The sequence below is a fragment of the Sphingobium xenophagum genome (assembly GCF_002288285.1).
GTDB lineage: Bacteria > Pseudomonadota > Alphaproteobacteria > Sphingomonadales > Sphingomonadaceae > Sphingobium > Sphingobium xenophagum.
Window position 1 is genome coordinate 647,881 of record NZ_CP022745.1, and the last position, 22,559, is coordinate 670,439.

Here is a 22,559-nt window from a genome sequence, read left to right on the forward strand (position 1 = left end):
AATTCAGCAATATCCGTGCCAGTTTGGGCTGTTATTCGGTCTTGGCGCCCGGCGCGATGCGGATCACCTGCCCCTGCCCGCCCCTGCCATCGGCCTGATCGAGGCCGCGAATCCGCAACCGATCCTGCGGTATGCCGTCCAGCTTGAGCGCGCGGGCGACTGCGCCGAGACGGGCGGCCGCAAGATCCCAGTCGTCGAAACGCTGGCGCGCGCGGTCGCTGCCATGGCTGCGAATTTCCACGCCACTGGCTTGCCCGGCATATTGGCGGGCAATGACGGAGAGGCGGGCGCGGCCCTGATCGGTGAGCATGGCTTCGCCTGGCACGAACAGTTCGACCGCGCGAATCTCCACGCCCGGCCGCATGACGCGGCCGCCAAATTGCTGCGCGACCTGCCCCAGCATGGCGTCGCGGCGCGATCCGCTGGCCTGCAACAGGACGAAGAAGGCCAGCAGCAGAAGCAAAAGATCGGCGAAACTGACCGCCCAGCGGTTGCGCCGCGCGGCGACGGTGGTGGGCGCGCTCATGCGACTTCGCGGATCGACGCCCGGCGCAGCGGTGCATTTTCGCGCCGCGCGATGCCCAGCATCCGGGCGACGACCTCCTGCTGCCACGCCAGTTCGCGTTCGGACAGGTCGGCCAGGCGGGCGGCAATGGGCGCTGCGATCATATTGGCGATGACGACGCCATAAAAGGTGGTGAGCAGCGCCAGCGCCATGGCGGGGCCGAGCGCGGCGGGATCATCCATCGCCGCGAACATGCCAATAAGGCCGATGATCGTCCCGGCCATGCCCAGCGCGGGCGCGGCATCAGCGATCGACAACCATACATTGCGCGCACCGGCATGGCGCTGCGCCCGGTCGGCCAGCGCCTGCGCCGCCCATAATTCGAACAGGTCGGCGCGGTCGCTGTTGGCGAGCCTGCGGGCGGCTTCGGTCAGGAAGGGATTGGCGGTCTTGACCCGGTCAGTGCAGGACAGGCCGCGCAGCTGCGCCACCTGATCGATTTTGAGCATGGCGGCGCGCGCCGCATCACGATCCCGCGTCGGATCGGCAGTGACCAGCGGCACGAGCGCCGCGATCGCCCGGCCAAGCGCCGCGACCCCGTTCTGGAACAGCGCGACCAATATTATGCCCGCGACCATGGCCAATAATGTCAGCGGGTCGAACAGATGGCCCATCATCGCGATCATGCAAATTCGTCCCCATTTTGGCCGTCACCGGACAGCGGCAAGGCAGTGCCGCCGACCGGCAATTTCTTGCCGCCCTTGCCGCCCCTATCCGCCAAAGCCCCGTATTCCGGGGATTTTCGCCCTACCCCTGCGTCACCTGCGCAAATTGGCACGGCTCTTGCGAATATCAGGCTGGATCGCCCGTATCGAACGCCATCAGGCATAAGAACGGCAGCGGTCGACCAACTTTTAGGCCTGGCAAAGGGCAAAAGGCATGTCGGTGGAAGAAAGTCTGTTCGGGATCCATGGAAAGGCGCTGGCGCTTCGTTCGCAGCGTCTGTCCCTGCTCGCGTCCAACATCGCCAATGCCTCCACCCCCGGCTACAAGGCGCGCGACATCGATTTCGACGCCGCGCTGAAGCAGGCGACGACGCAAGCAAGCGGCGGCGCGGCTGACGTGTCCAAGGCCGTCGACGACGCCATGGGCTATCGCGTCCCGCTGCAACCCAGCCTGGACGGCAACACGGTGGAACTGAGCACCGAACAGACGCTGTTTGCGGAAAATGCCGTCAAATATCGCACGACCCTCTCCTTCCTTGAGGGCCGCATCAACACCATCAACCGCGCACTGAAGGGAGAATGAGCATGAGCGGCTCTGGCCCCATGAATGTTTTTGACATTGCCGGTCGCGCCATGAGCGCGCAGCTGGTGCGTCTGAACGCGACGGCTTCCAACATGGCGAACGCGGGCAATGTCACCGGCAGCGCCGCCGAAGCCTATCGCGCGATCAAGCCGGTGTTCCAGTCAGTCACCGACAGCCCAGGCGTGTCGACGGTCAAGGTCGACAAGGTGGTCACAACCGACGCGCAGCCGACCAAGCGGCACGATCCCAATCACCCGCTGGCCGATGCCAATGGCGATGTGTGGGAAGCGGCGGTCGATAGCAATGCCGAGATGATCGACATGATCGAGACGGCGCGCATGTACCAGAACAATGTGCAGGTGCTCAACACCGCCAAGTCCCTGATGCTCGAAACCATAAGGATCGGCAAATGACGACATCCACCGTCACCGACAGCGCCGGGCTTTCGGTCTATAATCCGACTGCCAAGGTCGGCACCGGCAAATCCGAAATGGGTCAGGGGGATTTCCTGCGCCTGCTCACCGCGCAGATGCAGACACAGGACCCGTTCGAGCCGGTCAACAACGCCGAAATGGTGTCGCAGATGGCGACCATCACCAATTCGAGCGGCATTGCCGAAATGAACGCCAATCTGGCGTCGATCAAGGAACAGCTGTCGGGCACGCGCCTGGGCGATGCGGCGAGCTGGATCGGCAAATCCATGCTGGTGCAGAGCAATATCGCCGCGCCGGACGCAAATGGCCTCTATGCTGGCCAGATCACCCTGCCCGCCGCAGTCGATGGCGCATCGGTCGATCTGGTCGATGGCAATGGCAATGTCGTCAAGTCGATCGATCTGGGCGCACGGCCCGCGGGCGATGTCAGCTTCTATTGGGATGGCAAGGACGACACCGGCGCAACCGTCAGCAACGCCGCGCTTCAGGTCAAGGTCAGGGGCGCGACCCCCAGCAAGGTCGCGACCTGGGCGACGATCGCCGCCGTCCAGTCTCCGGCGGACGGCTCCGCATCCAAACTCATCACCGCGCTCGGCACCTACAGCCCGTCGGACGCCATCAGCCTGAGCTAATCCACTCGTTTTTCACGCTTATTTTCACCCCCATTTTCTGTTCACCTAGGGAGTTACGCCATGACCTTCTATGTTTCCCTGTCCGGCCTCAAGGGCGCGCAGGCCGATCTTTCGGCCATTTCCAACAACGTCGCCAACGTCAATTCGACCGCGTTCAAGAAGAGCAAGGCGCAGTTCGGCGACATTTTCGCCGCCGCGCCGATGCAGACCACGCATCAGGTCGCTGGCCAGGGTGTGCGCGTGCAGGGCATCAGCCAGCAATTCACCCAAGGCACGATCGAAACCACCGACAAGACGCTGGACATGGCCATCACCGGCGAAGGCTTCTTCACGGTCAAGGCTGAAGACGGCACGATCAGCTACACCCGCAACGGCGCTTTCTCGGTCGATGACGATCGCTACGCGCTCGACACCACCGGCGCACGCATGCAGGTTTTCCCCGTCGATCCCGACACGGGCGTTCCGACCACGACCCCCACGGCTGCCAGCACGCCTGCCGATCTGGTCGATCTGCAGGTGCCGACCACCTATCAGGGTCTGCCCGACGGCGCGCAGCTGACCAGCGTGGGCGTGGCCAAGGACGGGCTGGTATCGGCCATCTATGCCGATGGCAGCACCGTCTATCTGGGTCAGGTCGCCATGGCGTCCTTCAACAGCCTGGAAGGCCTGCGCCAGCAGGGCGATGCACACTGGTCGTCCACCGTCGCCAGTGGCAGCCCGATCCTGGGTCTGGCCAATGAAGGCATGTTCGGCGCGGTCAACACCGGGTCGCTGGAGCGGTCCAACGTCGACATCACCGACGAACTGGTGTCGCTGATCGCGGCGCAGCGCAACTTTCAGGCGAACAGCAAGGCGATCGAGGCGGCGAACACGCTGACCACCACCATCGTCAACATCCGCACCTGATAAGCGAACCGCGCCGGTCTCTGCCTACAGGGTGGGGACCGGTGCGACTTTCCAGCGAACGTAGGAATTTTCCATGGACCGGCTCGTCAATACGGCACTTACCGCGATGCGCGGCGCAATGGCCCGGCAGGCGTCGATCGCGAACAATCTCGCGAACGCCAATACGGTGGGCTTTCGCGCCGAAATCGCCAATGCCGAGACCCGCTGGATCAAGGGCGATACGTTCGACACCCGCGCACAGGCATCCGAACAGGTGATCGCCGCCGACATGGCGCAAGGCGCGGTCACCCAGACGGGCAATGCGCTCGACGTGGCCCTGAACGGTGATGCATTGCTCGCCGTTCAGGGCGCCGACGGCAGCGAAGCCTATACGCGGCGCGGCGACCTGAAGATCAGTGACAGCGGCCTGCTGACCACCGGCGACGGCATGCCCGTACTGGGTGAAGGCGGCCCCATCACCCTGCCCCAGCTCGACAGCGTGTCGATCGCGCAGGATGGCAGTATCTGGGGCGTGCCGCAGGGTGGCGACGCGGCCAATCCGCAGCGGATCGATGCGCTCAAGCTCGTCAATGCGACGGGTTCCGGCATCGCCAAGGGCACGGATGGCCTGTTCCGCGAAGTCAATGGCGGCGCATTGCCGCAAGACCCGCTGGCCACCGTCACCAGCGGATCGATCGAAGGATCGAACGTCAATCCAACCAGCGCGCTGGTCCAGATGATCGAGGCGAGTCGCGCCTTTGAAACGCAGGTCAAGCTGATCGACACCGCCAAGCAGCTGGACGATGGCGGCGCATCGCTGATGCGGCTTGATAGTTAATCTGGCACGAACCTTGCTTTTATTGAGGCATCAGGCGTCCCTTCACTGCGACGCTTTACGGAGATGAGACGATGAGCAACGCCGCCCTTCATGTCGCCCGCACCGGCCTCGATGCGCAAAACACCAAGATGCGCGTGATCGCCAACAACCTGGCGAACGTCAACACCACCGGATTCAAGCGCGACCGCGCCGATTTCGAAACGCTCGCCTATCAGCAGATGATTGCGGCCGGCGCCAATTCGGACAGCGAAAACAAGTTCGCAACCGGCCTCAACCTTGGCTCCGGCGTGTCGTTGCAGGGGACGAGCAAGATCAACACCCAGGGCACGCTGACCGAAACCGGCAATGCGCTCGACATGGCGATCGAAGGCTCCGGCTTCTTTCAGGTCCAGCGCCCGGACGGCTCCATCGCCTATACCCGCGCAGGCAATTTCAGCGTCACCGCCGAAGGCACGGTCGTCACCAGCGACGGCCTGCCGCTGATCCCGCAAATCACCGTGCCGGAAGGCGCGACGTCAGTAACGGTCGGCAATGACGGCACCGTGTCCGCGACGCTCCAGGGTGAAGCGACGCCGACCCAGCTTGGCCAGATCGAACTGGCGACTTTCATGAATGCAGCGGGGCTTTCCGCGATCGGCGGCAACCTGCTGGTCGAAAGCGCCGCCAGCGGTACGCCGCAGGTCGGCGTCGCGGGCCTTGAAGGACGCGGATCGATCCGATCGGGCAGCCTCGAAACGTCGAACGTCAATGTCGTCGAGGAACTGGTCGACATGATCGAGACCCAGCGCGCCTATGAGGTCAACAGCAAGATGATCAAGGCGACGGACGAGATGCTCCAGTACGTCAACCAGAATATGTGATCGGACTGATGCGCACCCTCCTCATCGCCTTCACCGCCACATCACTGGTCGCTCTCGCCGCCGCCCCCGCTTATGCGGGCAAGAAGCGCGATACCGAGCGCGCGCTCTATGCGCCGACCGTGGTGGCGCAGCCGGTCGCGCCGCCATCCAATGGTTCGATCTTTCAGGCATCCATGGGCTATACCCCCTGACCAGCGGCGCGCGCGCCACGGCGGTGGGCGACATCATCACCATCGTGCTGGTCGAGCGGACGCAGGCGACCAAGAGCAACAGCGCCGACACCAGCCGCGACGGCAATCTGGGCCTGACGCCGCCATCGACCGGCCTGCTGTCCAAGCTGTTTTCGGCCAGCGACGTCGCCATGGGCGGCCAGAACGGCTTTAACGGCAAGGGCGGGGCGACCCAGTCCAACGCGCTGTCGGGTGAGATTACCGTGACGATCGCGGCGACATATCCCAATGGCACCATGCTGGTGCGGGGTGAAAAGGCGCTGACGCTCAATCGCGGCGACGAGTTCATCCAGATCAGCGGTCTCGTCCGCCAGGCCGATATCGGCCCGGACAACCGCATCGCATCGACCCGCGTGGCCGATGCCAAGATCATCTACACCGGCAAGGGCGAGATCGCCCGTGCCAGCAAGCAAGGCTGGCTGCAGAGTTTCTTTTCAAAGATCAGCCCGTTTTGATGGAGCGTTTCGTGATCCTAGCCTCGCGCCCGACCTTCATCCTCCCCTTCAAGGGGAGGTGGCTGGCCAACGGCCAGACGGAGGGGTGTCGCCCTATCGTTGGCGGGACACCCCTCCACCACGCCCTACGGGCGCGGTCCCCCTCCCCTTCCAGGGGAGGATGGCATAACCGCATTCTCCTCGCGCTGATCCTGCTGCTAGCCTCCTTCGCCGTGCCCGCGCAGGCGGAACGGGTGAAGGATCTGGGCACGTTCCAGGGCGTTCGCCCCAACCAGCTGACCGGCTATGGCATCGTCGTCGGGCTGGCAGGCACGGGCGACGACAGCCTGCAATATGCGACCGAGGGCATGAAGGGCGTCGTGTCGCGCTTTGGCCTGACGCTGCCGCAGGGGATCAATCCCGCGCTCAAAAATGCGGCGGCCGTGCTGGTCACCGCAGACCTGCCCGCTTTTTCGAAGCCCGGCCAGCGGCTGGACATCACCGTGTCGGCGCTGGGCAAGGCCAAGTCGCTGCGCGGCGGCACGCTGATCCTGACGCCGCTTCGCGGTGCGGACAATGAAATCTACGCCATGGCGCAAGGCAATCTGGCCGTGGGCGGTCTGGGCGTGTCCGGCGCAGATGGCAGCCAGGTGTCGGTCAATATCCCCTCGGCCGGGCGCATCCCCGGCGGCGCGACGGTAGAGCGCGCGGTGGCGACCGGGTTCGATACCGCGCCCACGCTGACCTTCAACCTTGCGGAAGCGGACCTCACCACGGCGCTGCGCGTAGCCGACGGCATCAACCGCGCCTTTGGCGATCGCCGCGCCCGCGCCATGGACGCTGTATCCGTGACGATCGACGCCATTCCGGGGGCGGAGGACCGCATCCTGATGATGGGCATGATCGAAAATATCGAGATTGCGCCCGCCGATGCACCAGCCAAGGTCATCGTCAACGCGCGTACCGGCACGGTCGTCATCAATGGCGCGGTGCGTATTCATCCCGCCGCCGTCGCGCACGGCAAATTGACCGTCAGCGTCAATGAAAGCCCGCGCATCGTCCAGCCCGCGCCGTTCAGCCGGGGCCAGACAGCGCAGGAAGAGTCGAGCAACATCAGCATCGACGAACAGAAAAAACCTATGGTTAATTTTAAAGGCGGGGCGTCGCTGGCCGATATAGTCAAGGCGGTCAACGCCATCGGGGCATCTCCTGCCGACATGGTCGCGATCCTGGAAGCGCTCAAGCAGGCGGGCGCAATGAAAGCGGAACTGGTGGTATTGTGATGCAGATCAGCGCGACATCCTCCGCGACCGCCCCGTCGGGCGCAACGCCCGCGAACAAGGCCAGTCTGGAAAAGACCGCGCAGCAGTTCGAAGCGATTTTCCTCCGCCAGATGATCGGCGCGATGCGATCCGCCAGCCTGGCCGAAGGCATTTCCGATTCCAGCGCGACCGAGCAGTTTCAGTCGATGGCCGATTCGCGCACCGCCGACGCGATGGCGAGCGGCAACAGCCTGGGCATCGCGCAATTGCTGATCAAGCAGTTCGGCGCCAAGCCTGCGCCTGACGCACCCGCCGGGACGACAACGCCATGAGCGACCTGTTCATCATCGGCGCTTCGGGCACCCGCGCCTATCGCACCGCGATGGCGGCGATTGGCGAGAATATCGCCAATGCCAACACCGATGGCTATGCCCGCCGGTCCGTAACGACGGCCGAATCCGGCGCGTCCACATCCACCATGGCCATGTATGTGTCCAAGGCGAATTTCGGCGGCACGCAGGTGACGAGCATCAATCGCGGCACCGACCCCTATCTGGACGCCACGGTGCGGCTGACTGGCATGGGGCTGGGCAGTTCGACCGCACGGCTGCGCTGGCTGAGCGACGCTGAAAATGCGCTCAACGACACGGGCACCGGCATCGGCGCGCTGATGACCGGCATGTTCCAGAATATGGAAAAGCTGGCCGCCAGCCCGTCCGACACATCGCTGCGCGTCACCACATTGGACAGCATTTCCCGCGTCGCGCAGGCCTTCAACCAGACCGCCGCGGACCTGGAAGCCGTGTCGGAGGGCATTGCGACCGAAGCGCAGGCGTCGGTCAGCACGGTCAACCGTTCGCTCGAAGCGCTGGCCGACATCAACAATAGCCTGTTGCGCGCGCAGCCGGGCACCTCTGCCTATTCGCAGTTGCTCGACAGCCGCGACGCCGCCTTGCAGGACCTGACCGAAAATCTGAACGTCACGATCAGCTTTGGCGCGCATGACAGCGCGCAGATCAGCTATGGCGGGCAAACGCTGGTACAGGGCAATGTCGCCGCCAGCCTGGTGGCGAACAGCAATGCCGACGGCACGCTGGCCCTGACGCTGGCCGACGGCACGGCGCTCGCCACGCCAGCCAATGGCGCGCTGGGCGGCCTGTTTTCTGCGGCCAGTACCGTCACCGACCGCCGCGCAAGCCTCGACACGATTGCCGGGCAATTCGTCACCGACATGAACGCCTGGCACGCGCAGGGCGTCACCGATGCCGGCAATGCCGGCGCGGCGCTATTATCCTATGGCGGCAGCGCGGCCAGTGTCGCGGCGTTGATCACCGATCCGGCGGAACTGGCCACCCGATCATCGAACGGCACGCTGAACGGCAACCTGCTGACCGTCACGTCCACCCTGCGTGGCAATGGCAGCGTCGAACAGGCCTGGACCGCGCTGATCGCCACCCATGGCAATCTGCTGGCGGCGACAAAGTCGGAAAACACCACTGCGCAAAGCCGCAGCGACCAGGCGGTCGCAGCGCGCGAAGCGGTGAGCGGCGTCGATCTGGACATGGAAGCGGCCGACCTTCTGCGCATCCAGCAGGCCTATTCGGCCAGCGCCAAGATCTTGCAGGTCGCCAAGGAAACCATCGATTCCATCCTTCAGATTCTCTGAGCCGCGAAAGGGCTGAGCCATGGTAGGTATCACCAACAAGATCATGCTCGCCGAAATCCGCCGGCAGCAGCAATTGTCGCAGAATATCGTCGACGGACAGACCGCTATTTCCACCGGCGTCACGCTGAACAAGCCGTCGGACGACGCGCTCGCATGGGTGCAACTGTCCGACGTGGGCCGGGCGCAGGCGCAGCAGTCCGCGTGGCAGACCAATATCAGCTATGGCAAGACCCGCGCCGCCAATGCCGAAGCCAATCTGGACGAGGTCAACAATCTGCTGACCCGCGCGCAGGAACTGGTGTCGTCATCCCGCAACGGATCGGTCAACGATACCAGCCGCGTCGCGATCTACGAGGAAATGTCGACCATCCGCGCGACCATCAGCGAACTGCTGAACCAGACGGACTATCAGGGCGTATCGGTTTTCGACGATCAGCAGAGCGTGCTGGTGCCGGTCAGTCGCGGCCTCAACCTGGCCGTGGTTGCGACGAGACAGGAAGTTTCCGAAGGGATCGACGTCAACGGCACGCCGATGTCGATCGACGACATGCTGGGCCAGAGCATCGCCGCCCTGCAAAGCGGGGACGACGATGCGGTTGCGGCGAGCCTGGACGCGATGAAGATCGGGCAAAACCATATCACGGTGGAACTGGCGCGGCAGGGCGTGCGCAGCAACCGGCTGGATGTGGTCGGCGACCGGCTGACCGACATCGACCTTGATCTGACCGAACGGCGCTCCGCGCTGGAATCGACGGACCTGACCGAAGTCATTTCCAATGTGAAGGCGCAACTGATGCAGCTGGAAGCCGCGCAATCGGCCTTCGCCCGGATCAACCAGCGGACATTGTTCGACCTGATCAGCTGATCCGACGAAATTAAGTCGTCGTCCTAAACCGGACGCTAACCAGTCCGTATTAACCAGATGACAGGGCGTCGCATGGGACGCCGCCGGGGGCGAAACGCCGCCGGATCGTTTATATCGGGGAATTTCGCATGTTCGCAGCCATCGGACTGGTCGTCCTGCTTGTCATGGTGTTTGGCGGCTTCGCCTTCACCGGCGGCGATCTTGGCCCGGTGCTTCACGCGCTGCCGCACGAAATGCTGATCATCGGCGGCGCGGCAGTCGGCGCGCTCATCATCGGCAACAGCGGATCGGACCTCAAGGCGCTGGGCGGTGGCCTGGGCAAGGTGTTCAAGGGCGCCAAGTACAAGAAGCAGGATTTTCTGGACTGCATCTTTCTGGTGAGCAAGCTCATGAAAACGCTGCGGGTCGAAGGACCGGTGGCGCTGGAGCCGCATATCGAAGACCCTTCGACCTCCACCATCTTCACCGAATATCCCAAGCTGATGAAGGACAAGGCGCTGATCCACCTGATCAGCGATACGCTGCGTCTGGTCGTCATCTCGTCCGGCACGCTCGATCCGCATGCGGTGGAGGAGGTGATGGATAACAGCCTCAAGACCCACCATCATGAAGCGATCAAACCCGCCGACAATCTTCAAGGGCTGGCCGACGCGCTGCCCGCGCTCGGCATCGTCGCGGCGGTGTTGGGCGTGGTCAAGACCATGGGATCGATCGACCAGCCGCCCGCCATTCTGGGCGCGATGATCGGATCGGCGCTGGTCGGCACCTTCCTTGGCATTCTGCTCGCCTATGGCATGGTCAATCCCTTCGCCAACCGCTGCCGCTCGGTGATTGAGGCGGACGGGGCGATCTACCATGTCGTCAAGCAGATCATCATCGCTTCGCTGCACGGCCATCCGCAGCCGCTGGTGATCGAGGCGGCCCGGTCCGGGCTGACCCATGCCAACCAGCCCGGCTTTGCCGAAGTGTTTGACGGCATGCGGGGCAAATAAGCCATGGCGGAAAAAAAGCGCGGCGCGAACGAGCCGGAACCCCGGCCGATCATCGTCAAGAAGATCATCGTCGATGGCCATGGCGGCCATCATGGCGGTGCGTGGAAAGTCGCCTATGCCGATTTCGTGACCGCGATGATGGCGTTCTTCCTGCTGATGTGGCTGCTGGGCGCAACCACCGAAAAGCAGCGCAAGGCGCTAGCCGACTATTTCACCCCGACCCTTGTCGAGCTGAAAATGGCCTCGGCGGGCTCCACCGGGCTGATGGGGGGCGACAGCATCACAGGCAAGGAAAATTACCCGACCACCGGCGGCCAGGGCAACCTGTCCATCACCATCCCGCGTGACGCGACCGGCACCAAGGATCAGGGCGGCAAGGCGATGCGCGCCGCCGACCGGCAGAAGTTCGAATCGATCAAGAAGGATCTGGAAGCGCGCATGGCGCGGCAGAAGGGCATGGCGAAGCTGCGCAAGAATGTGCGCTTTACCGAAACCCGCGAAGGGTTGCGCATCGACCTGATCGACGAAGCGGATTTCGCGATGTTCGCGATGGGCACCGACCGGCTTGTGCCGCAGGCCCGCGCGCTGATCAGCGAAGTCGCGACCGTGCTGCAAACCATGCCGAACCCGCTGATCGTGCGCGGCCATACCGATGGCCTGCCCTATGCGTCGGGCCGGACCATGAACAATTGGCTGCTGTCATCGACCCGCGCCGAATCGACGCGCAAGGCGCTGGCCGACAGCGGCATCCCCAACAATCGCTTCGCCCGGATCGAAGGCGTCGCCGACCGCGAACCCTTTATCAAGAACGACGCCTATGACCCGCGCAACCGGCGCATGTCGATCATCCTGGGCTGGACCCGTGGCGGCAACAATGCGGACGATGCGGATATGGACGCGGAAACCAGGGCCGCGATCAAGGAACGCGACGACCCGACCCGCGTGGCGAAAAAGGCAGCGCAGAGCCTGGACATGGGCGGCACCGGCCTGCCCGGCGGCGCGACGCTGCTGAACCCGACGGCGCCTGGGACTTCGGGGAAGCCGGGGAAGCATTGAGGATGGTTGGGTAGCGAGAGCGAGCGGGGAGCAGATTGTCTGGTTTACAGGTGCAAGCACCGTAAAGGAGACATGCCTTTCACCGTCACCCCAGCGAAGGCTGGGGTGACGATCAAGGAAATGGCCGATTCCAAGTCGCGGCACAGCATATTCCAGAGGCAACTTTTGATCGCTTTTGGACCCTCCGTCTAACCCCTCTTCCTTTAAGGACGAGGGCGTGACACCCTCACGGCGCCGCGCGCCACCAGCGTCGATCCCCAAGGGGGAAGGGAGCCTTGCTTCGCGCTGGCGTCATCTACCCGGCGCACAAAAAAGGGGCCGTTTTGGCGGCCCCTTTTGTCTCATTCGGCTTTGCGTGTGATCAGCGCGGCGGCTGGGCGCCTGCTGCGCCTTGCTGTTGCTGCATCATCTGCTGCATCTGCATGATTTCGGCGCGCGACTTGAAGTCGTGCAGTTCGACGTCGAAGACCAGGATCGAACCGGCGGGAATCGGACCTGCGGCCTGATCGCCATAGCCAAGCTGCGGCGGGATCCAGAGGCGGTATTTGCCGCCCTTCTTCATCTTTTGCAGGCCTTCAGAGAAGCCGGGGACGACGCCGTCGATCGGCATCGGCGCCTGCGGATTTTCGTCGAACACTGTGCCGTCGAGCAGCGTGCCCTTATAGCCTACCAGCGCCACGTCGGCGGTGGTAGGGCTGGGACCAGTGCCTTCTGCCAGCACCTTATATTGCAGACCCGACGGAGTGGTGATCACGCCTTCAGCATCGGCATTCTGCGCCATGAAGGTAGCGGGCGAGGCTTTGACGCCCTGCTGCCCGGCCCAGGCCAGACCGCCAGCCGCCAGCGCAAGCGCGGCGACACCAATCCAGAGGCGCGTCAAAGACCCCCTGGCGATAGGACGAAGGGGAACGGCCGTTGTGGACATGGCGACGCTTCTCGCAATTCAGGGGCAGGCAGGCAGCAGGAAAGCGGGACGGCACGGGCCGCCCCGGCGGCGCTTACTTCGCGCCGTCGCGCTCGGCGCGCTTGCGATCCATCTTGCGGGCGCGGCGCACGGCGGCGGCCTTTTCACGGGCGCGCTTTTCCGACGGCTTTTCGTAGTGACGACGCAGCTTCATTTCGCGATACACGCCTTCACGCTGCAGCTTCTTCTTGAGCGCGCGGAGGGCCTGGTCGACATTATTGTCGCGAACGATGATCTGCATAAGTCCGTCAATCTCCAATCGAAAACGAGCCTTTTGCCGGGATTTTTCAATCCGTCCCGACAGCCCGTCGCAATAGCAAAGCCTGTGAGTCGTCGCAGGTCGCCCTACGCCGTGTGGGGCGCGCCCTACCAGCAGAGTCGCAGCAATTCAACCCTAAAGCCCGCACTATGGACTAACGGGCGCGGAAAGCGGATAGTCCTGGCCATGATATAAGAGAGGATCGCCCATGGCCAGCGCCGCAAAACGCCCCGATATGTCCGCCGCCGAATGGGAGGCGCGCCAGCAGCTGGCCGCCTGCTACCGCATATTCGACCATATGGGCTGGTCCGAGCTCATCTATAACCACATCACCGTGCGGGTGCCCGGAGAGGAAAGCGCCTTCCTGATCAACCCGTTCGGCCTGGGCTATCATGAAGTGACCGCGTCCAATCTGGTCAAGATCGACATTGACGGCGCGGTGCTGGATGGCAGCCCCTATCCGGTCAACCGCGCCGGATTTGTCCAGCATAGCGTGTTCCACCGCCATCTGCCCGACGCCCATTGCATCATCCACACCCACACCACGGCGGGCATGGCGGTGAGCGCCACCGCCGAGGGACTGCGCCCGATCAGATTCTATGCCGCCGCCTTTGCCGGGCAAATCGCCTATCATGATTTTGAGGGCGTCACGATCCGCAGCGAGGAGGGCGAGCGGTTGATCGCCAATCTGGGCGACAAGCGGGTGATGATGCTGCGCAACCATGGCACGTTGGTGATGGCGCAGAGCCTGCCAGAGGCGTTCCTCAAACATTGGCTGCTCCAGCGCGCATGCGAGATTCAGGTGGCGGCTGGCGCGGCGGGAACGCCGGTGGAACTGAGCGCGGAGGTGATCGCGGTGCATCAGCGCGATCTGGCCGGGGTGCAACTGCCGGTGGGGCCGGGCGTCCCGGATTTCCAGGCGATGGTGCGGCTGATCGACCGGGTGGACCGGAGCTGGCGGGATTAGGGAGACTTGTTGTCCTCCCCCGGCGAGCGAGGTGGCTGGCCACAGGCCAGACGGAGGGGTGCCGCCCTCACGATAGGGCAACACCCCTCCGTCATCGCTACGCGATGCCACCTCCCCTACAAGGGGAGGATGCTCACGGCGGCGGGCAGTTGTTCCCCTCATCCGCCAGCCGTCGCACCTCTTGCGCCGCGACCTGGGCCAGCCAGGCGCGGCGTTCGGCCTTGTCAGCATTTTCCTCCGCCAGCTTGCGCGCGGCCTGCGCCTCGTTGCGCTGCTGCACCGCCATGCGGGCATAGGTGAAGGCGGCGATCGACAGGCCGCTCAGCAGCAGGATCAGCAGGAAGGCGAAGGAGCCAAGCGCCACGGCGATGCGGCGGCTGCGGCGCTGGTCGCGGCGGTAGAGGCTGGCATAGGGCGTACCAAGCAGCCCGGCGATCAGCTTGAGCTTGACGATATTGCGGTCGTTTTTCTGAAGGTCGGGCGCAAGCGGTTCGAGCGGTTGGGTGCGATCCAGTTCGCCCTGGGCATCCAGCGCGAACAGCAGGGGCGCGGGGAAACAGTCCGTGTCGGGATCTCCAGGCTTGCCCGCCGCAATCAGCGCGAACACCGGCGCGTCCGGATTGATCGTCTTGAAGCTGCGAATTTCCTTGTCGACCCAGACCGACCGGGCGGCAGTGGGCGAGCAGATGACGATCAGCGCATCGGATCGGGCAAGCGCGCCCAGCAATTTGGGGCCGAGTTCGGCTGCACCCGCCAGTTCATCCTCATCGCGGAAAATCGGGCGCAAACGGGCGGGGATAGGGCCACGATCGCCCCCCGTGCCGACCAGCGCCTTTGGCACGCGATAATTTTCGATCGCGCGGTGGAGCCAGCGGGCAACCTTCATGTCGGCATGGCTGTAACTGATGAAGGCGGCATAGCGCCCCGCCCCCGCCCCGCCCACCAGCGCGGTCAATTGTTTGGCCAAGTCCGCGCCGCCGCTCAGCACTGGCTTTCCAACGGCCGTGGCAGTATCCACGGGAATGGAGATTATCTTGCTGAAAGGGTTGGACATGAAGCGTAAAATCCTAGTCGCAAGCGCTGCGATGATGCTGGCACAAGGTGGCGCGATGGCGCAGCAGGCCGCGCCCGCCGCCCAGCCCGCCGCAGTCAAGCCCGCCGATCCGTTCGAACAGGCGATTGCCGCGCGGCAAGTGGCCGACTTCGCCCGGCGCGAGGGTGATCCCTATGCGATGCTGACAGCCGCACGGATGCTGAAGCAGGTGCCCATGAGCGAAGGCGAAGCAGCGGCAGGGGACGAGGCGGCCTTTTCCCCCGACGCGCTGTTTGCCGAGGCCAAGGCGCTGGCCCGTGACGATCAGGCATTGCTGTTGCAGATTCGCCTGTCCCAGTCCGCGTCTGGGCGCGGGGTGATGGCGTCGGCGTTCGGCAAGGGGCTGGTGCGGCGGGTACAGGACGTCAATCCGCGCAACGCCTATCGCTTCACCGTGACCGCCAAGGGTGGCGAGCCGCTGCGCATCGGCGCGATCGGCGACATCGGCACCAGCATGTATATCCGCCTGCTCGATGCGTCGGGCAAGCAATTGTGCCTGGACGACAATGCCGATTATGCGCCGGTCTGCGCGGTGACGCCCCGCGCGTCGGGAGAATATCGCATCGACATCGGCAACAAGAGCGCGGCCAAGAGCCGGACGGTGATTTTGAGCAATTGACCGGACGGGCGCGACAGGCATCGCGTCAGTTGCCGGTATAAAGCTCGCCGATCGACAGGCTCGCGTGCCCCGGCGACTTGGCCAGCAATTCGCGGATCGGCGCGACCAGCCAGTTGGCGGCGCGCTGATTTTCGACCGTGCGCAGCAGGACGCGGAAGGCTTCCGGCGGCTGAGGCGTCACCAGGGCAACGACATGGTCCGCGCCATAGGGAGCGATGACCTGGCTTTCGAGGACCGGCAGCGACTGGCCGGGGGCGAGGCGACCGTCGCCGTCCGACGGCGCGACCGGGAAAAGGCGCTGGATCGTGCCGTCCGACGCTATGTTGAACACAGTGGCATATTGTGGCGCGGCGACACGCTGGCCGTCCGCCTGTAGCGCCAGCGTGACCGGCGCGCCGGACGGATAGCGCGCACCATTGTCGAGCGGGCCGACGACTAGCCGGGCGCGCTGTTCGGACAGGAGCGGTCGCATCGTTTCGATCGCGGCCCATTTGTCGATGACCCCGCGCAGCTGCGGCAGGGTTTTGACATTTTGCGCGACCATGTCGCCCGTGCGGCGGAGCATGACGTGGCGGACATTGTCCCAGACGAAATCCGCGCCTTTGCCATCACTCAGGACACGCCAGGGATGGTCAGGGCCGGCGACGCTGGCCCGCGCCTTCACATCAGCGACGTAGAGGCCGGGCAGCGGCGGCGCGACGGGGGGCGCGGGTGGCGGCGGCACGGTGGCGAACAGCCCCTGCCCTTCGCGGCCCGGCGGGATGATGATGCTGCTTTCCTGCCGCTGGCCACTCAACATGCGGACCTGGACATTGAGATAGGTGCCCAGTTCACCGATGGTCAGCTTGCCATCGCCATCCTGATCCGCCGCCATGCCCCTGCCATCGGCTCCTGGCGTGGTCAGCCCCTGTTCGAACGACCATGTAAGGAAACCGCGTGTCGGCGCGCCTTCGACCGGCAGGGCATTTTCCCATGCGATCTGATCGTCGCGGGCAGCGCCGATATAGAAAAGGTTTGGCAGATCTTCCCGCGTGGCGGTGAGCGCCGCGCCCTCGACCGAAGCCAAGGTGCTGGCGAAACGCGGCGCGGGGCGAGAGCCCAGTTCGACATTGCGGCCACCCAGCGTCAGGCGCGGGGTCATGCCCATCGCGCGCGGATCGACAGATCGGTGCAGCGTGCCCGAATGGCAGGTGTCCGCCATCATCAGCACCTGCACGCCGCGCGGCACGTAGAGGGCCAGCCAGGTGTAGAAATCCTTGTCGACGATGAAGCGTTCAGCGTCCTTGCTGTCAGGATCGAAACCGGGCAGCGGCAGGAACTGGTCGGTATCGCCGTCTCGCGTCCCCTTCACGCTGGCTTCGGCCAACGCGCCATGGCCGGTATAGTAAAGGAATATCCAGTCGCCCGGCTTGGAACGTAGCCCCAAAGCATGGAGCGCGGTTTCAACCGTGGTCCGACTGACACCTTCATTGCGCAATATTGTGACATCGCTGGCGCCCTGACCGCGAATCACTGTTTCCATCGCTGCAAGATCATTTTCGGGACCAGCAAGATCCATGATCTGGGACGAGTGGAACTGCCATGCGCCCACCAATAGGGCGCGGGTTTCGGCTTTAGCGAGCGAAGGAGATGCCATTATTGTGACAAAAGCGGTTAATACTGTTGCCCAGAGTCCAAGAAGCCCCTTCCCCACTTGGGATCTCCCGCGATTTTTTGTTGCCTGTTCAGTTATTACCCCATAATCTCATAATGGTTTGGGGAGCAATAACTATATCATGACACGGGGTGGGACGATGATAATAGTCAGAAGCTTCTTAACCATTGCTGCGGCGGGGTTTTTGTTAGGATCTTCCTCCGCCGCACTGGCGCAGGCCAACCCGCCCGCGACACCGGCGCAAGGCGGGGCGGGCAACGCGACCGATGGCGCTGCCGGGCGCGGCGTGCGCATCCTGCAACCCGAAACGTCCCCCGCGAATATCGTTACGAATGGGCAACAGGCTGCGCCTGCCAATGCGTCGCAGCCGGTCACCCCTCCCGCGGCCAATGCCATCGCGCCGGCAAAGCAGCGCCCGACCGCCCCGGCCGGCGCGGGACCAGTCCCGGCGCGCGCGCCGGCTCCGGTTCCTGCCGTGCTGAAATCGTGCGACCGTCCCTTTGCCAAACCCACCCTTCGTTTTGCCAACCCGGCCCGGTTCGACCGCGCGCTCAAAGGCGCGCTGCGGCGGGGCAAGACGGTGGTGGTCGATATCGAATCGCCCTATCCGGTCGCCAATGAAGCGCCCGCGCCGCTGGGCGCCTGGCTGAACGAGGTCGAAAAAAGCGGTGGCATGGTCACCGTCAGCCCCTATTGCCAAAAGGGTCGGGGCCTGGGTGGCTTCCTTGCCAAGCTGTTCGGCGGCGGCCCGGCTGAACCCTATAAGGCTGCGCGCGCCTATGACGCGGTGCTGCATGTCGATTCGGTAGACCAGATCGTCACTCAAGTAGAATTCGCGCCGCGCAAGGCATCCAAATGACCCCACGCCCCGTTTTGTTTCCCGCGCTCCTGTTCCGCGCCATGGCAGCGCTGAGCCTGTTCGTCGCGTTGCTGACTGGCAGCGGCGCGGCGCAAGCGGCGGACGAACCCCGGCTGGCGCTCGTGATCGTCAATGGCGCGTATCAGTCCTTCGACAAGCTGGCGTCCACCTATGCCGATGGCGACAAGATCGCCACCGCGCTCAGCGCGACCGGCTTTGTCGATGCGAATGGCGAAGGGCCGGTGCAGGTGCGGCGTGACCTGTCGCGCGAAGCGATGCTGGCCGCGATTGCCGATTTCCGCGCGAAACTGACCGCTGCCGGACCCAAGGCGTTCGGCATGCTCTATTTTTCCGGCCATGGCGCGGCGCTGGGCAGCTATGGCGACGTCATGCTGCTGCCGGTGGATGCCGGGCGCGACGTGACGGCGGAAACGGCGACGCTGACCCGCGCGGCGCTGACCCGCAATCTGCTGGGGTCCGGCGCGAAAACGATGCTGATCGTACTGGACATGTGCCGGAACGTGCTGGCCGCGCCGCCGCCGTCACTGGCGCAGATGATCGCCGACCAGACCGGGGTCGAAACGAGCGCCGTGGGTGAACTGGCCGGGAGCAAGGGCCTGCGCCGCATGGTGCGCGCGCCCGCCGCCGCGATCCGGCCCGATCAGGGTTATCTGGTCGCCTTTTCCACCAGCGCGGACCAGTTCGCGTTCGACGACGGTATCTTTTCCAAGGTGCTGGCCGAGGAAATCCGCCGCCCGCAGCAGAATATCGCCGACGCCTTGAAGCGCGTGTCCGATCGGGTCGCGCTGTCGTCGGGCAAGAATTTCCAGAAGCCGACCTTCGACTATGGCCTGCAAGGCGCGCCGCCCTGCTTCATTTCCTGCGACCGGGCCGCGAATGACCGCTTCTATGATTGCGCCAACTGCCCATGGATGCGCGCCATCCCCGCCGGCACCACGCCGTTCGGGTCGCCAGCGTCGGAACCGGGGCGCGGCAGCGACGAGCCGGTGCAGGCCGATGTCCGGATCGAACGGCCCTTTGCGATCGGCGTCTATGAAGTGACGATCGCGGAATGGAATGGGTGCGTGCGCGACAATGCCTGCGCGAAGCTGGGCAATTGGGCGAAGGAAAATCCCAACCCGCTGATCCCCGCGACCGACATCAGTTATGAGGATGCGCAGGCGTTCCTGGCCTGGCTGACCGTCAAGTCAGGCCGCACCTATCGCCTGCCGACAGAGGCGGAATGGGAATATGCCAGCCGGGGCGGCGCGCCGACCGCTTTCCCCTGGGGCGACGATATTGCGCCGAGCCAGGCCAATTATGACCATACCGCCCGCTATCGCGGATCGGACACCGCGCCCTATCGCGGTTATCCCGAAAGCGTGAACGCCTATCCCGCCAACGCCCTGGGCCTCAATCAGATGCAGGGCAATGTGTGGGAATGGACATCGGGATGCACCGACCAGTCGTGCCGGATGCGGGTGATCCGGGGCGGATCGTTCGAAAGCGCGCCCGACGCGCTGCGATCGGCCAACCGTTTCACCGTGCCGCCGACCAAGCGGCGGCAGGATGCAGGGCTGCGGGTCGTGCGGGATCTGGACCCGGACGAGATATTCGCCGCGTCCTGACAATTTTTCATGTGGGTTTGGCACCGGACGGGGAAACCGGTGCCGCAAAGGGGGTAAGAGAATGAGAATATATCTGGCGACGGCAGCGCTGATCGCGATTGTGCCGGGGATGGCGCAGGCCGCGCCCTATCTGGCGACGGTGGGCAGTCCCAACAGTCTGCAACATAGCGCGGTATCGACGGCGCTGAACCTGAATGACCTGGACTATGATGACGATCCGGACACGCCGGGTTTCGACATGGAGGGGGATGCCGACACGATCGGCGCGGCGATCACCTATTGGGGCGCCTATGGCAATGAAGGCCAGCGCTATGAGCTGCGCTATCAAAAGGCGCTGCGGCCATTCGAGGGCAGCCGCGCCCGCGTGCTGATCGACCCGGTGCTGAACGTCCTGCACGTCAACAATGGCGCGACCGCGACGATGGGGACGCTGTCCACCGGGATCGAGATACCGGTCCAGCCCAACTGGCTGATCACCCCGCGTGTCGCCTATGGCGTGACCGACGCGGGCGCCTTTTTCGGATCGACCAGCAGCGACCTCATTACCCTGTCGGCCAGCAGCCGATACAAGATCGCACAGGTCGGGCGCGGCGACCTGACCATCGGCAATATGATCGGCTGGTCGACCACCACCGATTGGGGGCTGGGGCGCGATCCCGCCTTCTATCTGAAGGAAAATGTCTTCACCTTCCGCAACGGGCTCGCCTATCAATTGCCGTTCAAGGGACGGATGTTCGGCGGGCGACAGGGATCGCTGCGCGCCAGCTATACCTGGACGAAGCTGACCGACGATCCGCAATCCTATGAAAATGTGCACGAGGCGGCGCTGAGCATCGGCGTGCGTACCCGCGAAGCCGAGCAGAAGAGCAAGGCGGAGCAACTGCGCATCGGCCTGATCTACACCCATGGCACCAGCAGCTTTTCGCATGATTTCGATTATGACGCGGTGACGCTGACCATCGGCTATCGCTTCTAGAACCAGAATTTCGGGAGGAACGGGTGATGACACGTCGTTTCGTCACATGGGGCGGTCCGGCATTGCTGGCGCTCTGTGCCGCGGGATCGTCCGCGCAGCAGGGCAATGACAGCCAGTTCATGACCGGCGCTGAACCTGTTTCTCCCGAAGATTATGCCAAGCTGCCCAAACAGGGGCGGTTCCGCGCCTATCTGCCCAAGCGGGTGGACCTGTCCAATGCCTATCCTCCGCCCGGATCGCAGGGACCGCAGCCCAATTGCGTCGCATGGGCCACCACCTATGCCGCGCGCACCTTCCTGAATTTCCGCGACAAGGCGGTGCAGCCGGCCACCCCTGCCGATCAGATGAGCCCGGCCTATGTTTATAACAGGCTGCGTCCGGTCGGATCGCCGTGCGCGGGGACGATCAGCATCGTCCAGGCACTGACATTGCTCAAGAATGAGGGGACGGTCAGCCTGGCCGACTTTCCCGACGACATGACCAAATGCGCGATCCCCGCGCCCGAAGCGCTGAAGGCCAAGGCGGGCAATTACCGCCTGCTCGACTGGCGCGCGGTTGATCGTGAGGTCAAGGACGACTGGCGCACGCCGATCATCCTGGACGATGTGAAGGGTGCGCTGGCGCGCGGCGCGCCGGTGATATTCGCCATGCCGGTTTCTGCCGATTTCAAGGCCCATCGCGGCGATGGCATCTACAGCCGCGCGGAAAAGCCCGAACATGCCAGTTATCACGCCATGGCGATCGTGGGCTATGACGAGGAGCGGCAGGCGCTGCGCATTATGAACAGCTGGGGCCCGATCTGGGGTGACAAGGGCTATGCCTGGATCGACTATGAGACCTTCCGGCTGCTGACGGGCGAAGCCTATTCGCTCGAAGCGCCGGTCGTGCCGGTCGCGCCTGGTGCGCCTACGCCAGCGCCCAAGAGCGCGGCGCAGATCCTGCGCGAACAGGCCGCCGCCATGCCATGCGGCGGCGTCAGCGTGAAAGGCGGCGCGGTGTCGGGCTTTTCCGGCGACCTGAACGCCATTGCGGCGCTGCGCGAGGCGGCGTTGAAGGCGGACCCGAATGCGAAGTTCGAGGTGCGCCATCTGCCATGGCCGCAATGCGAGGCGGCGCTGACTCTGGCGGCGCCGCTGGCCCGCACGGGAACGCGGATCGCGGCGCTGACCGAGGCGGGCATGCCGCGGGACGGCGATCCGGTGACGATGAAGGAGAATGAGATTTTCGGCGTCAGCGCCACCACCACGGCGGCGCGGCCCTATATCAGCATCATCTACCTCCAGGCCGACGGCAGCGCGGTGGAACTGCATCGCGGCCATCCCGAACCCGATGGCAAGGGGGTGCGGCAGGTGATGATCGGCCTGTCCAAAACCGCGCAGCGCTATGCGGTCGCCCCGCCGTTCGGCCCGGAGATGATCGTCGCGCTGGCGTCCGACAAGCCGCTGTTTGGCGATGATGAAGTGATCAATGGCACCGAACGGCAATTTTTGACGCGGTTGCGCGCCAAGCTGGTCGGCCAGTCCGGCGACGGCGTGTCCGCCGCCTTCGTCCGCCTGCATACCAGCAACTGATC

At 64.4% G+C, this 22,559-nt stretch carries 24 protein-coding genes and 1 pseudogene; 19 read left to right on the top strand and 6 right to left on the bottom strand.

Features of this window, described 5'->3' with window-relative positions:
- Positions 1 to 31: 31 nt before the first annotated feature.
- Positions 32 to 526, bottom strand: a complete 495-nt coding sequence (locus CJD35_RS03200) for a flagellar motor protein MotB (protein WP_017183006.1) — start codon at positions 524 to 526, stop codon at positions 32 to 34.
- On the bottom strand, positions 523 to 1,191 hold the full coding sequence (locus tag CJD35_RS03205; protein WP_017183005.1) for a MotA/TolQ/ExbB proton channel family protein: 669 nt from the start codon (positions 1,189 to 1,191) through the stop codon (positions 523 to 525). Before CJD35_RS03205 ends, CJD35_RS03200 begins: the two co-directional genes overlap by 4 nt.
- Before the next feature lie 253 nt (positions 1,192 to 1,444).
- Between CJD35_RS03205 and flgB the strand changes: the two genes are divergently transcribed.
- The 13 genes and pseudogenes from flgB to CJD35_RS03270 all read left to right on the top strand — a co-directional run bounded on the left by flgB (position 1,445) and on the right by CJD35_RS03270 (position 11,967).
- The gene (gene flgB, locus CJD35_RS03210; protein WP_017183003.1) at positions 1,445 to 1,813 is read left to right on the top strand and encodes a flagellar basal body rod protein FlgB; all 369 of its coding nucleotides are present in this window, start codon (positions 1,445 to 1,447) and stop codon (positions 1,811 to 1,813) included.
- Between the two features lie 2 nt (positions 1,814 to 1,815).
- The gene (gene flgC, locus CJD35_RS03215; protein ID WP_026002365.1) at positions 1,816 to 2,226 is read left to right on the top strand and encodes a flagellar basal body rod protein FlgC; all 411 of its coding nucleotides are present in this window, start codon (positions 1,816 to 1,818) and stop codon (positions 2,224 to 2,226) included.
- Entirely contained in the window at positions 2,223 to 2,879 is a 657-nt protein-coding gene (locus tag CJD35_RS03220; protein ID WP_017183001.1) for a flagellar hook assembly protein FlgD, read from the top strand. The genes flgC and CJD35_RS03220 overlap by 4 nt, the downstream gene beginning before the upstream one ends.
- Positions 2,880 to 2,939: 60 nt before the next feature.
- Entirely contained in the window at positions 2,940 to 3,785 is an 846-nt protein-coding gene (locus tag CJD35_RS03225) for a flagellar hook-basal body complex protein (RefSeq protein WP_017183000.1), read from the top strand.
- Positions 3,786 to 3,858: 73 nt separating this feature from the next.
- Positions 3,859 to 4,602 carry a flagellar basal body rod protein FlgF gene (locus CJD35_RS03230; protein WP_017182999.1) on the top strand — a complete coding sequence of 248 codons (744 nt, stop codon included), beginning with the start codon at positions 3,859 to 3,861 and terminating at the stop codon, positions 4,600 to 4,602.
- A 71-nt stretch (positions 4,603 to 4,673) separates the two neighbouring features.
- Positions 4,674 to 5,462 carry a flagellar basal-body rod protein FlgG gene (gene flgG, locus CJD35_RS03235; RefSeq protein ID WP_017182998.1) on the top strand — a complete coding sequence of 263 codons (789 nt, stop codon included), beginning with the start codon at positions 4,674 to 4,676 and terminating at the stop codon, positions 5,460 to 5,462.
- An 8-nt stretch (positions 5,463 to 5,470) separates the two neighbouring features.
- Positions 5,471 to 6,147 (top strand): annotated as a pseudogene (locus CJD35_RS03240) (flagellar basal body L-ring protein FlgH).
- Between the two features lie 173 nt (positions 6,148 to 6,320).
- Entirely contained in the window at positions 6,321 to 7,409 is a 1,089-nt protein-coding gene (locus CJD35_RS03245; RefSeq protein ID WP_026002185.1) for a flagellar basal body P-ring protein FlgI, read from the top strand.
- Complete coding sequence (locus CJD35_RS03250) at positions 7,409 to 7,720, top strand: rod-binding protein (protein WP_017181936.1); 312 nt, start codon at positions 7,409 to 7,411, stop codon at positions 7,718 to 7,720. Before CJD35_RS03245 ends, CJD35_RS03250 begins: the two co-directional genes overlap by 1 nt.
- Entirely contained in the window at positions 7,717 to 9,054 is a 1,338-nt protein-coding gene (gene flgK, locus CJD35_RS03255) for a flagellar hook-associated protein FlgK (RefSeq protein ID WP_095686793.1), read from the top strand. The genes CJD35_RS03250 and flgK overlap by 4 nt, the downstream gene beginning before the upstream one ends.
- 19 nt (positions 9,055 to 9,073) lie before the next feature.
- Positions 9,074 to 9,919 carry a flagellin gene (locus CJD35_RS03260; protein WP_017181938.1) on the top strand — a complete coding sequence of 282 codons (846 nt, stop codon included), beginning with the start codon at positions 9,074 to 9,076 and terminating at the stop codon, positions 9,917 to 9,919.
- Positions 9,920 to 10,047: 128 nt separating this feature from the next.
- Positions 10,048 to 10,911: a flagellar motor stator protein MotA gene (gene motA, locus CJD35_RS03265; protein ID WP_017181939.1), complete on the top strand. Its 864-nt coding sequence runs from the start codon at positions 10,048 to 10,050 to the stop codon at positions 10,909 to 10,911.
- A 3-nt stretch (positions 10,912 to 10,914) separates the two neighbouring features.
- Positions 10,915 to 11,967 (top strand): flagellar motor protein MotB, encoded by a 1,053-nt coding sequence (locus tag CJD35_RS03270; RefSeq protein WP_017181940.1) that lies wholly within the window; start codon positions 10,915 to 10,917, stop codon positions 11,965 to 11,967.
- Between the two features lie 361 nt (positions 11,968 to 12,328).
- Here CJD35_RS03270 and CJD35_RS03275 read toward each other — a convergent pair whose 3' ends face one another.
- Positions 12,329 to 12,892: an FKBP-type peptidyl-prolyl cis-trans isomerase gene (locus CJD35_RS03275; RefSeq protein ID WP_026002186.1), complete on the bottom strand. Its 564-nt coding sequence runs from the start codon at positions 12,890 to 12,892 to the stop codon at positions 12,329 to 12,331.
- A gap of 73 nt (positions 12,893 to 12,965) precedes the next feature.
- The gene (gene rpsU, locus CJD35_RS03280; protein ID WP_006957190.1) at positions 12,966 to 13,172 is read right to left on the bottom strand and encodes a 30S ribosomal protein S21; all 207 of its coding nucleotides are present in this window, start codon (positions 13,170 to 13,172) and stop codon (positions 12,966 to 12,968) included.
- Positions 13,173 to 13,398: 226 nt separating this feature from the next.
- Here rpsU and CJD35_RS03285 point away from each other — a divergent pair, with 226 nt between their 5' ends.
- Positions 13,399 to 14,157 (top strand): class II aldolase/adducin family protein, encoded by a 759-nt coding sequence (locus CJD35_RS03285; RefSeq protein ID WP_017181943.1) that lies wholly within the window; start codon positions 13,399 to 13,401, stop codon positions 14,155 to 14,157.
- Positions 14,158 to 14,290: 133 nt separating this feature from the next.
- Here CJD35_RS03285 and CJD35_RS03290 read toward each other — a convergent pair whose 3' ends face one another.
- Positions 14,291 to 15,211, bottom strand: a complete 921-nt coding sequence (locus tag CJD35_RS03290) for a toll/interleukin-1 receptor domain-containing protein (RefSeq protein WP_017181944.1) — start codon at positions 15,209 to 15,211, stop codon at positions 14,291 to 14,293.
- Between CJD35_RS03290 and CJD35_RS03295 the strand changes: the two genes are divergently transcribed.
- Positions 15,210 to 15,869: a hypothetical protein gene (locus tag CJD35_RS03295; RefSeq protein WP_241763593.1), complete on the top strand. Its 660-nt coding sequence runs from the start codon at positions 15,210 to 15,212 to the stop codon at positions 15,867 to 15,869. The genes CJD35_RS03290 and CJD35_RS03295 overlap by 2 nt on opposite strands.
- Before the next feature lie 25 nt (positions 15,870 to 15,894).
- Here CJD35_RS03295 and CJD35_RS03300 read toward each other — a convergent pair whose 3' ends face one another.
- Positions 15,895 to 17,505 (bottom strand): caspase family protein, encoded by a 1,611-nt coding sequence (locus CJD35_RS03300; protein ID WP_241763594.1) that lies wholly within the window; start codon positions 17,503 to 17,505, stop codon positions 15,895 to 15,897.
- A gap of 202 nt (positions 17,506 to 17,707) precedes the next feature.
- On the opposite strand from CJD35_RS03300, the gene CJD35_RS03305 reads away from it, so the two are divergent.
- The 4 genes from CJD35_RS03305 to CJD35_RS03320 all read left to right on the top strand — a co-directional run bounded on the left by CJD35_RS03305 (position 17,708) and on the right by CJD35_RS03320 (position 22,557).
- Positions 17,708 to 18,382 (top strand): hypothetical protein, encoded by a 675-nt coding sequence (locus CJD35_RS03305; protein WP_026002188.1) that lies wholly within the window; start codon positions 17,708 to 17,710, stop codon positions 18,380 to 18,382.
- On the top strand, positions 18,379 to 20,010 hold the full coding sequence (locus CJD35_RS03310) for an SUMF1/EgtB/PvdO family nonheme iron enzyme (RefSeq protein ID WP_020477395.1): 1,632 nt from the start codon (positions 18,379 to 18,381) through the stop codon (positions 20,008 to 20,010). Before CJD35_RS03305 ends, CJD35_RS03310 begins: the two co-directional genes overlap by 4 nt.
- A 61-nt stretch (positions 20,011 to 20,071) precedes the next feature.
- The gene (locus CJD35_RS03315; protein ID WP_017181947.1) at positions 20,072 to 20,986 is read left to right on the top strand and encodes a hypothetical protein; all 915 of its coding nucleotides are present in this window, start codon (positions 20,072 to 20,074) and stop codon (positions 20,984 to 20,986) included.
- Between the two features lie 26 nt (positions 20,987 to 21,012).
- Complete coding sequence (locus CJD35_RS03320) at positions 21,013 to 22,557, top strand: C1 family peptidase (RefSeq protein ID WP_026002189.1); 1,545 nt, start codon at positions 21,013 to 21,015, stop codon at positions 22,555 to 22,557.
- The last annotated feature ends 2 nt before the right edge of the window (positions 22,558 to 22,559 follow it).

What these genes read in the sequence shown, in the direction of transcription:
- CJD35_RS03285 (WP_017181943.1), top strand. Translation starts at nt 13,399, where the DNA reads ATGGCCAGCGCCGCAAAACGCCCCGATATGTCCGCCGCCGAATGGGAG.
- CJD35_RS03320 (WP_026002189.1), top strand. Translation starts at nt 21,013, where the DNA reads ATGACACGTCGTTTCGTCACATGGGGCGGTCCGGCATTGCTGGCGCTC.
- CJD35_RS03250 (WP_017181936.1), top strand. Translation starts at nt 7,409, where the DNA reads ATGCAGATCAGCGCGACATCCTCCGCGACCGCCCCGTCGGGCGCAACG.
- CJD35_RS03260 (WP_017181938.1), top strand. Translation starts at nt 9,074, where the DNA reads ATGGTAGGTATCACCAACAAGATCATGCTCGCCGAAATCCGCCGGCAG.
- flgB (WP_017183003.1), top strand. Translation starts at nt 1,445, where the DNA reads ATGTCGGTGGAAGAAAGTCTGTTCGGGATCCATGGAAAGGCGCTGGCG.
- CJD35_RS03290 (WP_017181944.1), bottom strand. Translation starts at nt 15,211, where the DNA reads ATGTCCAACCCTTTCAGCAAGATAATCTCCATTCCCGTGGATACTGCC.
- CJD35_RS03225 (WP_017183000.1), top strand. Translation starts at nt 2,940, where the DNA reads ATGACCTTCTATGTTTCCCTGTCCGGCCTCAAGGGCGCGCAGGCCGAT.
- flgC (WP_026002365.1), top strand. Translation starts at nt 1,816, where the DNA reads ATGAGCGGCTCTGGCCCCATGAATGTTTTTGACATTGCCGGTCGCGCC.
- CJD35_RS03275 (WP_026002186.1), bottom strand. Translation starts at nt 12,892, where the DNA reads ATGTCCACAACGGCCGTTCCCCTTCGTCCTATCGCCAGGGGGTCTTTG.
- flgG (WP_017182998.1), top strand. Translation starts at nt 4,674, where the DNA reads ATGAGCAACGCCGCCCTTCATGTCGCCCGCACCGGCCTCGATGCGCAA.
- CJD35_RS03205 (WP_017183005.1), bottom strand. Translation starts at nt 1,191, where the DNA reads ATGATCGCGATGATGGGCCATCTGTTCGACCCGCTGACATTATTGGCC.
- rpsU (WP_006957190.1), bottom strand. Translation starts at nt 13,172, where the DNA reads ATGCAGATCATCGTTCGCGACAATAATGTCGACCAGGCCCTCCGCGCG.
- CJD35_RS03315 (WP_017181947.1), top strand. Translation starts at nt 20,072, where the DNA reads ATGAGAATATATCTGGCGACGGCAGCGCTGATCGCGATTGTGCCGGGG.
- CJD35_RS03295 (WP_241763593.1), top strand. Translation starts at nt 15,210, where the DNA reads ATGAAGCGTAAAATCCTAGTCGCAAGCGCTGCGATGATGCTGGCACAA.
- CJD35_RS03230 (WP_017182999.1), top strand. Translation starts at nt 3,859, where the DNA reads ATGGACCGGCTCGTCAATACGGCACTTACCGCGATGCGCGGCGCAATG.
- CJD35_RS03300 (WP_241763594.1), bottom strand. Translation starts at nt 17,505, where the DNA reads ATGGCATCTCCTTCGCTCGCTAAAGCCGAAACCCGCGCCCTATTGGTG.
- flgK (WP_095686793.1), top strand. Translation starts at nt 7,717, where the DNA reads ATGAGCGACCTGTTCATCATCGGCGCTTCGGGCACCCGCGCCTATCGC.
- CJD35_RS03220 (WP_017183001.1), top strand. Translation starts at nt 2,223, where the DNA reads ATGACGACATCCACCGTCACCGACAGCGCCGGGCTTTCGGTCTATAAT.
- CJD35_RS03310 (WP_020477395.1), top strand. Translation starts at nt 18,379, where the DNA reads ATGACCCCACGCCCCGTTTTGTTTCCCGCGCTCCTGTTCCGCGCCATG.
- CJD35_RS03270 (WP_017181940.1), top strand. Translation starts at nt 10,915, where the DNA reads ATGGCGGAAAAAAAGCGCGGCGCGAACGAGCCGGAACCCCGGCCGATC.
- CJD35_RS03200 (WP_017183006.1), bottom strand. Translation starts at nt 526, where the DNA reads ATGAGCGCGCCCACCACCGTCGCCGCGCGGCGCAACCGCTGGGCGGTC.
- motA (WP_017181939.1), top strand. Translation starts at nt 10,048, where the DNA reads ATGTTCGCAGCCATCGGACTGGTCGTCCTGCTTGTCATGGTGTTTGGC.